This is a genomic window from Streptomyces sodiiphilus (assembly GCF_039529215.1).
Classification (GTDB): Bacteria; Actinomycetota; Actinomycetes; order Streptomycetales; family Streptomycetaceae; genus Streptomyces; species Streptomyces sodiiphilus.
The window spans coordinates 44,162-52,015 of sequence record NZ_BAAAMJ010000034.1; the positions used below are offsets into that span (position 1 = coordinate 44,162).

Sequence of the window (7,854 nt, forward strand, 5' to 3'; positions counted from 1 at the left end):
CACCCACCAGGGCATGACACCCGGTTTACACCGTGACGTCGGTCACTGGCCGCCGAAAAGCTGAAGCCTTATCACACGAGATGGGCGCTGATGCCCGTTTTGATCCTCGACTCGGCCCCGGCGGCCCGAAAGGGGCCGCCGGTCAGTGGGCGGGGCCGGAGACGGGGAAGGCCATCAGGGGACGGGCGCGCTGCGCGGGATCCGCCGCCACCGCCTCGGCGTCCCGCAGCACCCGGACAGCGTTGTGCCAGGTGAGCTTCGCCAGGTCGGACTCGGACCAGCCGCGCCGCAGCAGCTCGGCGATCAGGTTCGGGTAGCCGGCCACCGACTCCAGCCCGGAGGGCAGGAAGGCGGTGCCGTCGAAGTCCCCGCCGATGCCGATGTGGTCGATGCCGGCCACCTCACGCATGTGGTCCAGATGGTCGGCGACGGTGGCCTCGGTGGCCACCGGCCGGGGATGTTCCCGCTCGAACGCGCGCTGCACCGCGCGGGCCTCCCCGGAGCCGTCCAGCGGGTGGAAGCCACGCTCGGCCAGGGCCGCGTCCGCCGCCCTGGTCCAGGCGACGGCCTCGGGCAGCACGAATTTCGGGACGAACGTCGCCATCGCGACCCCGCCGTTGGCGGGCAGCCGCTCCAGGACGTCGTCGGGGATGTTGCGCGGATGGTCGCAGACCGCCCGGGCCGAGGAGTGCGAGAAGATCACCGGGGCTTCGCTCACCCGCAGCGCGTCCCGCATCGTGGTGTCCGCCACGTGGGAGAGATCGACCAGCATGCCGAGCCGGTTCATCTCCCGCACGATGTCCTCGCCGAATTCCGACAGGCCGCCGTGCCGGGGCTCGTCGGTGGCCGAGTCCGCCCAGTCGATCGTGTCGTTGTGGGTCAGCGTCATGTACCGGACGCCCAGGCGGTACAGCGCCCGCAGCGTGGCCGGCGAGTTGTTGATGGAATGCCCGCCCTCGGCGCCCATCAGCGAGGCGATGCGGCCCTCGGCGCGTGCCGCCTCCATGTCGTCGGCGGTCAGCGCCCGCCGCAGGTGGTCCGGGTAGCGGTCCAGCAGCTGCCCGACGACGTCGATCTGCTCCAGGCAGGAGCTGACGGCGGCGTCACCGGTGAGGTCGGTGCGCACGTACACCGACCAGAACTGCGCCCCCACCCCGCCGGCCCGCAGGCGCGGGATGTCGGTGTGCAGGTGGGCGCTCTGGTCGGCGGCGATGTCCCGCCGGTCCAGGTCGTAGCCGGTCTGTTCGCGCAGCGCCCACGGCAGGTCGTTGTGCCCGTCCACCACGGGATGGGCGGCCAGCAGCTCACGGGCCCGGGCGAGGTCCCGCTCCCGGCGGGCGGGGGCGCTCACGCGTCCCCCCGCGCGGCGTCGTCGCCGGCGTGCAGGGCGCGCAGCCGCCGGCCCTTCTCGGTGGCCTGGGCGTTGAGGTCGTCCTGGAACCTGCGCATCCGCTCCAGCAGCCGGGGGTCGTGGGCGGCCAGCATCCGGGCCGCCAGCAGCCCGGCGTTGCGGGCCCCGGCCACCGACACGGTGGCCACCGGCACCCCGGCGGGCATCTGGACGATGGACAGCAGCGAGTCCATGCCGTCCAGGTACTTCAGGGGGACGGGGACCCCGATGACCGGGAGGGGGGTCACGGACGCCAGCATGCCGGGCAGGTGGGCGGCGCCCCCGGCCCCGGCGATGATGACCTTCAGTCCGCGGCCGGCCGCCCGCTCGCCGTAGTCGACCATCTCGCGCGGCATCCGGTGGGCGGAGACGACGTCCACCTCGTGGCCGATACCGAACTCGGCCAGTGCCTCGGCGGCGGCCGACATGACCGGCCAGTCCGAGTCCGATCCCATGACGATGCCGACGGTGACGCCGCCGGCCGCCTCGCCGGCGGCCGGTGTACTGGGCGTGCTCATTCGGTGATGGTCCCTCGCAGGTAGTCGGCGGCGTGGCGGGCGCGCTCGCGCACGTCGGCCAGGTCCGTGCCGTAGGTGGTGACGTGTCCGACCTTGCGGCCGGGCCTCACGTCCTTGCCGTACATGTGGATCTTGAGCTGGGGGTCGCGCGCCATGCAGTGCAGGTAGGCGGCGTACATGTCGGGGTAGTCACCGCCCAGCACATTGGCCATCACCGTCCACGGGGCGCGCGGACGCGGGTCGCCCAGCGGCAGGTCCAGGACCGCGCGGACGTGGTTGGCGAACTGCGAGGTGACGGCGCCGTCCTGGGTCCAGTGGCCGGAATTGTGCGGGCGCATGGCGAGCTCGTTGACCAGGATCCGGCCGTCCGCGGTCTCGAAGAGTTCCACCGCGAGGTGGCCGGTGACGTCGAGCTCCCGGGCGATGGTCAGGGCGATCTCCTGGGCCCGCAGCGCGCGCTCGGGCGGCAGCCCGGGGGCCGGGGCGATGACCGTGTCGCAGACCCCGCCGACCTGGACGGACTCCACCACCGGATAGACGACGGCCTGCCCGTGTGGGGAACGCACCACGTTGGCGGCCAGTTCGCGGGAGAAGTCGACCGCCTCCTCGGCCAGCACCGGCACCCCGGCCTTGAACGGTTCGGCCGCCTCCTCCTCGGAGCGCACCAGCCACACGCCCTTGCCGTCGTAACCGCCGCGCACCGTCTTCAGGACGACGGGGAAGCCGTCGCCCTCACCGGCGAAGCGCGTGACGTCGGCCGGGCCGGTCACGATGCGGTGCCGGGGGCAGGGCACCCCCAGCTCGTCGAGACGGGCCCGCATCACGCCCTTGTCCTGGGCGTGTATCAGCGCGTCCGGGCCGGGTCGCACGGCGATGCCGTCCGCCTGGAGGGCCCGCAGATGCTCGGTGGGGACGTGCTCGTGGTCGAAGGTGACCACGTCGCAGCCCTTCGCGAAGGCCCGGAGGGTGTCCAGGTCCCGGTGGTCACCGATGACGACATCGTTGACGACCTGCGCGGCCGAGTCCTGCGGGGTGGCGCTGAGGAGCTTGAAGCGGATGCCCAGGGGGATGGCCGCCTCGTGGGTCATGCGGGCGAGCTGGCCGCCGCCGATCATGCCGACTACGGGGAATGTCACGGCGTCCAGCGTATCCGGCCGACCTGCGCACCCGGGCCCCGGCCGATCGTTAGCATGGCGGCAGGGCGCGGCCGTGGCCTTCGGGACAGGACGGGAGGGGGAACCACGGGCGGGAACGTGATCGGAAGTGGCCGCCATGGGTGAGGAGCGCACGCTGCGCCTCCGGCTGCGGCGGCTGGTCCGGGAGGCCGCCAAGTTCGGGACGGTCGGCGCCTTCGGAGTCCTGGTCAACGTGGTGGTGTTCAATCTGTGCACCCAGGGGGCCGGGCTGGCCCCGGTCCGCTCCGGGGTGCTGGCCACCTCGGCCGCGGTGGTCACCAACTATCTGGGCAACCGCTACTGGACCTACCGGCACGCCGACAAGCGCCGCCGGCGCCGGGAGGCGAGCCTGTTCCTGCTGTTCTCCGGCGCCGGGATGGTGATCGAGAACGGGGTGCTCGCCCTGTCGCACTACGGGCTGGGGTTCACCTCGCCGCTGGCCGACAACATCGCCAAGAACGTGGTGGGCCTCTCCATCGCCTCGCTGTTCCGCTTCTGGTCCTACCGGACCTGGGTGTTCCGCGGCGCCCGGGCGCGCCACGGGTCAGCCGCTTCCGGCCCCGGTGTCCCGGCTGAGGAAGAGCGCGAAGACCGGCGGGCGCTGCTGAAGGAGTTCCAGCCGTCCGCCGTCCGCCTCCGCGAGGTCCCGCGCGACGGCCAGTCCCAGACCGGTGGAGTTGCGGCCGCTGACGGACCGCTCGAAGACCCGTGAGCCGAGCTCGGGCGGCACGCCCGGGCCGCCGTCGGCGACCTCCACCACCACCTGGGTGCCGGTGGTCCTGGTCCGCAGCGCCACCGTGCCGTCTCCGTGCATGAGGGCGTTCTCCACCAGGGTGGCCAGCACCTGGGTGACCGCCCCGGGAGTTCCGACGGCCCGCAGGCCGGGCTTGCCGGAGTGGACGATGGCCCGGCCCGCGCTGCGGTAGGCGGGCCGCCACTCCTCCATCTGCTGTATGAGGATCTCGTCGAGGTCGAAGCTGACCGCGGAGTCCAGCCGGGGGTCACGGGAGTTGGTCAGCAGGCGCTGGACGACATCGGTCAGCCGCTCCACCTGGGCCAGCGCGATGGTGGCCTCTTCCTGGACCGCCTCCCGGTCGGAGGCCGTCCCGATGATCTCCTCCAGCCGCATGGACAGCGCGGTCAGCGGGGTTCTCAGCTGGTGCGAGGCGTCGGCGGCCAGCCGGCGTTCGGCGGTGATCATCCGGGCGATGCGTTCGGCACTGGTGTCGAGCACGTCGGCCACCCGGTCGAGTTCGGGCACTCCGTAGCGGCGGCGGCCGGAGCGCGGATCGCCGGAGCCCAGCCGCTCGGCCGTCTCGGCGAGGTCGGTCAGCGGTGCCGCCAGCCGGTTCGCCTGGCGCACCGCGAGCAGGACGGCGGCGGCCACGGCCAGCAGCGAGACGGCCAGGATGATCAGGAACATCCGCAGCACGCCGTCGCTGACCGCGCCGGCGGACTGCTGGACGGTGACCGCCTCGCCGTGCGCACCCGTCTCGGTGGCGGAGATGACCCCGCCCTCGGGGCGGTCGCCCATGGTGAAGGGGGCCTCGCCCGCGAGGTCGATCACCACGTGCCGGTCGGAGGGGACGGCGTTGTGCATGCTCCGGGCGGTGACCTGTTCGCCTGCGACGAGCCGGCTCTCCACCACCGCCACCAGCCGGGCCGCCTCCGACTGCACCCGCTCCCGGGCGCCGGCCTCGATGGAGCGGGCCTCGATGACGAGCAGGGAGACGCCGAAGACGGCGATCACCACGAGCACGACGGCCAGGGTGGAGTGGATCAGACGGCGGCGCACGGTGCCCTCCGGGGCGGCGGGGTCAGGCCTTCTCGAAGCGGAAGCCCACACCCCGCACGGTGGTGATGTACCGGGGGTTGGCCGCGTCGTCGCCGAGCTTCTTGCGCAGCCAGGAGATGTGCATGTCCAGCGTCTTGGTGGAGGACCACCAGGTGGTGTCCCACACCTCGCGCATCAGCTGCTCGCGGGTGACGACCCGGCCGGCGTCCCTGACCAGCACCCGCAGCAGGTCGAACTCCTTGGCGGTCAGATGGAGCTCGTGGTCACCCAGCCAGGCGCGGTGCGACTCGATGTCGATCCGGATGCCGTGGACGGCCGGGTGGACGATGGGCTCGGCGGTGCCGCGGCGCAGCAGTGCGCGGACCCGGGCGAGGAGTTCGGCCAGCCGGAACGGCTTGGTGACGTAGTCGTCGGCACCGGCGTCCAGCCCGACGACGGTGTCCACCTCGTCGGCTCGGGCGGTGAGCACCAGTACCGGCAGTCCCAGGCCTTCGGTGCGCAGTCTCCGGCAGACCTCCAGCCCGTCCATGCCGGGCAGCCCGAGGTCGAGGACGACCAGGTCGACGTCTCCCCGCAGTCCGGCGCGCAGCGCGTCCGGGCCGTTCTCCCGGACCTCGACCTCGTAGCCCTCCCGGCGCAACGCTCGGGCCAGGGGCTCCGAGATGGACGCGTCGTCCTCGGCGAGCAGTACTCGGGTCATGCACAGATGGTAGACGCCCGGCGGTCAGAAGGGGGCGGGCAGCTCGGCCCAGACCGTCTTGGTCCCCCCGGCCTCCTGGGCGACTCCCCAGTCGCGGCTGAGGCGCTCCACTATGAACATGCCGTGGCCCCCAGGACGTCCGGGGCTGCGGTTGAGACGGGGCTCCGGGGCACCGCTGCCGGAGTCGACGACTTCGACACGGAGGTTTCCGGCTCCCTGGGCGATGCGCAGTTCTTCGGGGCCCTGTGCGTGCAGGCATGCGTTGGTGACCAGCTCGGACACCACGAGCAGGATGTCCTCGCAGGCTTCCTGCCGCTCCTCGGTGTCCGCGGGCAGCCAGCCCCAGTCGTGCAGCGCCTGCCGGGCGAAGTCCCGTGCCCGGGGCACGACGCCCGAGCTCCCGGCGAACCGCAGGCGTCTCACCTGCCGGATCGGACGGCTGGAGGCGGGTGCCCGGTCACCCGGCTCCGGCCCGCGGCCGCCGGCCGGATGGAAAGGATGGGTCGTCGTCACTGCATGCCTCCCCTCGCCGTTTCGCCACGATGATCAACCTTCCGACGGCGCCGGGACCGTCCCTGTGGGCCCGGCGTGAGGGGTCTCCTGCCCTGCAGGACGGCAGGAACACCCATCTGTTCCGGGCAATAGTGTGATTCTGGCCGGACTCTTCGCCCTTCGCGAGCGGAAAGGGTGGCCGGCCCTCACTCCGCGGGCAGCTCGGCCAGCGCGGCGTCGACGGTCTCGTGGAGCGGGAACACCGCGTCCGCTCCGGTGATCTGGAAGACCCGGGCGACGGCGGCATTCAGACCCGCGAGGTGGATGGTGCCGCCGGCCGCCTCGGCGTCCATCCGCGCGGAGAGGAGGAGGTTGAGGCCGGTGGAGTCGCAGAACTCCAGTGCGGCGCAGTCCAGGACGATCCGTCGGCACCCCTCGGCGACGCAGCCCTCCAGAGGACCCCGGAGCTCGTCCGCGGAGTGGTGATCGAGCTCACCCTTGAGCCTGATCACATCGCACGTCTCCAGCCGCCGTGTCTCGACCGACAACTGGCGCCGGCCCGCGCTGTCCGGTGTTCCCGGGTGCATGCAGACCCCTTCAGTTCTCCTCTTGTACCTGGATACCGTCGAACTTTAGCCCGTCCGGGGAGTTCCCGGTACCCGAACAGGGCCCGCAAAGCGCTCATTTCGGGGCATGATGAAACTTGCCATATTCCGCTGAGGACGGGTAGGGCTAGTAGGGAAACCGATCAGCACACGCCGGCTTGGAGGCGCCCGCACCAGAGCAGTGCACGTCACGGTTTCGGCAGCCTGATGCCGAGAGAACGGAGGACACACCATGTCACCCGCCCCCCGCACCGATGAGCTCCGGACGACGGAGGAGCCCGCCCCACCCGCGGCGGAGATGCCCGAGGGACTGGAGGGCCTGCCGGACATCCCCCCTGCCGACCAGCTGGCCCCGCTGGACGCCCGTGCCCTGTCCAAGACTCTCTTCGAGAGGCTGCGGACGCTGGAGGAAGGTACCCACGAGTACTCCTACGTGCGCAACACCCTGGTCGAGCTCAACCTCGCCCTGGTGAAGTTCGCGGCCTCCCGCTTCCGCTCCCGCAGCGAGCCGATGGAGGACATCGTCCAGGTCGGCACGATAGGCCTCATCAAGGCGATCGACCGCTTCGACAGCGAGCGCGGGGTGGAGTTCCCCACCTTCGCCATGCCCACCATCGTCGGCGAGATCAAGCGGTTCTTCCGCGACACGTCGTGGTCGGTGCGGGTGCCGCGGCGGCTGCAGGAGCTGCGCCTGGACCTGGCCAAGGCGGGCGACGAACTCGCCCAGAAGCTGGACCGCTCCCCCACCGTGGCGGAACTCGCCGAGCGGCTGAACCTCTCCGAGGACGAGGTCGTCGAGGGCATGGCCGCCTCCAACGCCTACACGGCCAGCTCGCTCGACGCCCAGCCCGAGGAGGACGACTCCGAAGGCGCGCTCGCCGACCGGATCGGCTACGAGGACCACGGACTGGAGGGCATCGAGTACATCGAGTCCCTCAAGCCGCTGATCGCCGGCCTCGCCCCCCGCGACCGCAAGATCCTCTCCCTGCGGTTCGTGGCCAACATGACCCAGTCGGAGATCGGCGAGGAGCTCGGCATCTCCCAGATGCATGTCTCCCGGCTGCTGGCGCGGACTCTGGGCAGGCTCCGCAGAGGGCTGATGGTCGAGGACTGACTCGACGGGCCCCGGGGGCCCCGGTCGCGGCCGCCCGCAGGCAGGTGTGAGGACAGCGCACCTGC

8 protein-coding genes and 1 pseudogene are annotated in these 7,854 nt (G+C 71.9%); 2 read left to right on the forward strand and 7 right to left on the reverse strand.

Features of this window, described 5'->3' with window-relative positions:
• Positions 1-142: 142 nt before the first annotated feature.
• The 3 genes from ABD299_RS17705 to ABD299_RS17715 are packed head-to-tail and all read right to left on the reverse strand — an operon-like array spanning position 143 to position 3,044.
• Positions 143-1,351 carry a dipeptidase gene (locus ABD299_RS17705; RefSeq protein ID WP_344263535.1) on the reverse strand — a complete coding sequence of 403 codons (1,209 nt, stop codon included), beginning with the start codon at positions 1,349-1,351 and terminating at the stop codon, positions 143-145.
• Entirely contained in the window at positions 1,348-1,908 is a 561-nt protein-coding gene (gene purE / locus ABD299_RS17710) for a 5-(carboxyamino)imidazole ribonucleotide mutase (RefSeq protein ID WP_344263537.1), read from the reverse strand. The genes ABD299_RS17705 and purE overlap by 4 nt, the downstream gene beginning before the upstream one ends.
• A complete protein-coding gene (locus ABD299_RS17715; protein WP_344263539.1) occupies positions 1,905-3,044 on the reverse strand; it encodes a 5-(carboxyamino)imidazole ribonucleotide synthase in 1,140 nt (379 codons plus the stop codon). The genes purE and ABD299_RS17715 overlap by 4 nt, the downstream gene beginning before the upstream one ends.
• 136 nt (positions 3,045-3,180) lie before the next feature.
• Between ABD299_RS17715 and ABD299_RS17720 the strand changes: the two are divergent.
• Positions 3,181-3,543 (forward strand): annotated as a pseudogene (locus ABD299_RS17720) (GtrA family protein); the annotation flags it as partial.
• An 84-nt stretch (positions 3,544-3,627) separates the two neighbouring features.
• Here the strand turns inward: ABD299_RS17720 and ABD299_RS17725 are convergent.
• The 4 genes from ABD299_RS17725 to ABD299_RS17740 all read right to left on the reverse strand — a co-directional run bounded on the left by ABD299_RS17725 (position 3,628) and on the right by ABD299_RS17740 (position 6,657).
• Positions 3,628-4,878 carry an ATP-binding protein gene (locus tag ABD299_RS17725; protein WP_344263541.1) on the reverse strand — a complete coding sequence of 417 codons (1,251 nt, stop codon included), beginning with the start codon at positions 4,876-4,878 and terminating at the stop codon, positions 3,628-3,630.
• A 22-nt stretch (positions 4,879-4,900) separates the two neighbouring features.
• Positions 4,901-5,578, reverse strand: coding sequence for a response regulator transcription factor (locus ABD299_RS17730; protein WP_344263543.1), 678 nt, complete (start codon positions 5,576-5,578; stop codon positions 4,901-4,903).
• 24 nt (positions 5,579-5,602) lie between these two features.
• Positions 5,603-6,091, reverse strand: a complete 489-nt coding sequence (locus ABD299_RS17735; protein WP_344263545.1) for an ATP-binding protein — start codon at positions 6,089-6,091, stop codon at positions 5,603-5,605.
• Positions 6,092-6,276: 185 nt separating this feature from the next.
• Complete coding sequence (locus tag ABD299_RS17740; protein ID WP_344263547.1) at positions 6,277-6,657, reverse strand: STAS domain-containing protein; 381 nt, start codon at positions 6,655-6,657, stop codon at positions 6,277-6,279.
• A gap of 250 nt (positions 6,658-6,907) precedes the next feature.
• Between ABD299_RS17740 and ABD299_RS17745 the strand changes: the two genes are divergently transcribed.
• The gene (locus ABD299_RS17745; RefSeq protein ID WP_425581361.1) at positions 6,908-7,789 is read left to right on the forward strand and encodes an RNA polymerase sigma factor SigF; all 882 of its coding nucleotides are present in this window, start codon (positions 6,908-6,910) and stop codon (positions 7,787-7,789) included.
• The last annotated feature ends 65 nt before the right edge of the window (positions 7,790-7,854 follow it).

Bases quoted from the DNA above. Each gene is read 5' to 3' on its own strand.
- purE (WP_344263537.1), bottom strand. From the start codon at position 1,908: ATGAGCACGCCCAGTACACCGGCCGCCGGCGAGGCGGCCGGCGGCGTC.
- ABD299_RS17730 (WP_344263543.1), bottom strand. From the start codon at position 5,578: ATGACCCGAGTACTGCTCGCCGAGGACGACGCGTCCATCTCGGAGCCC.
- ABD299_RS17740 (WP_344263547.1), bottom strand. From the start codon at position 6,657: ATGCACCCGGGAACACCGGACAGCGCGGGCCGGCGCCAGTTGTCGGTC.
- ABD299_RS17745 (WP_425581361.1), top strand. From the start codon at position 6,908: ATGTCACCCGCCCCCCGCACCGATGAGCTCCGGACGACGGAGGAGCCC.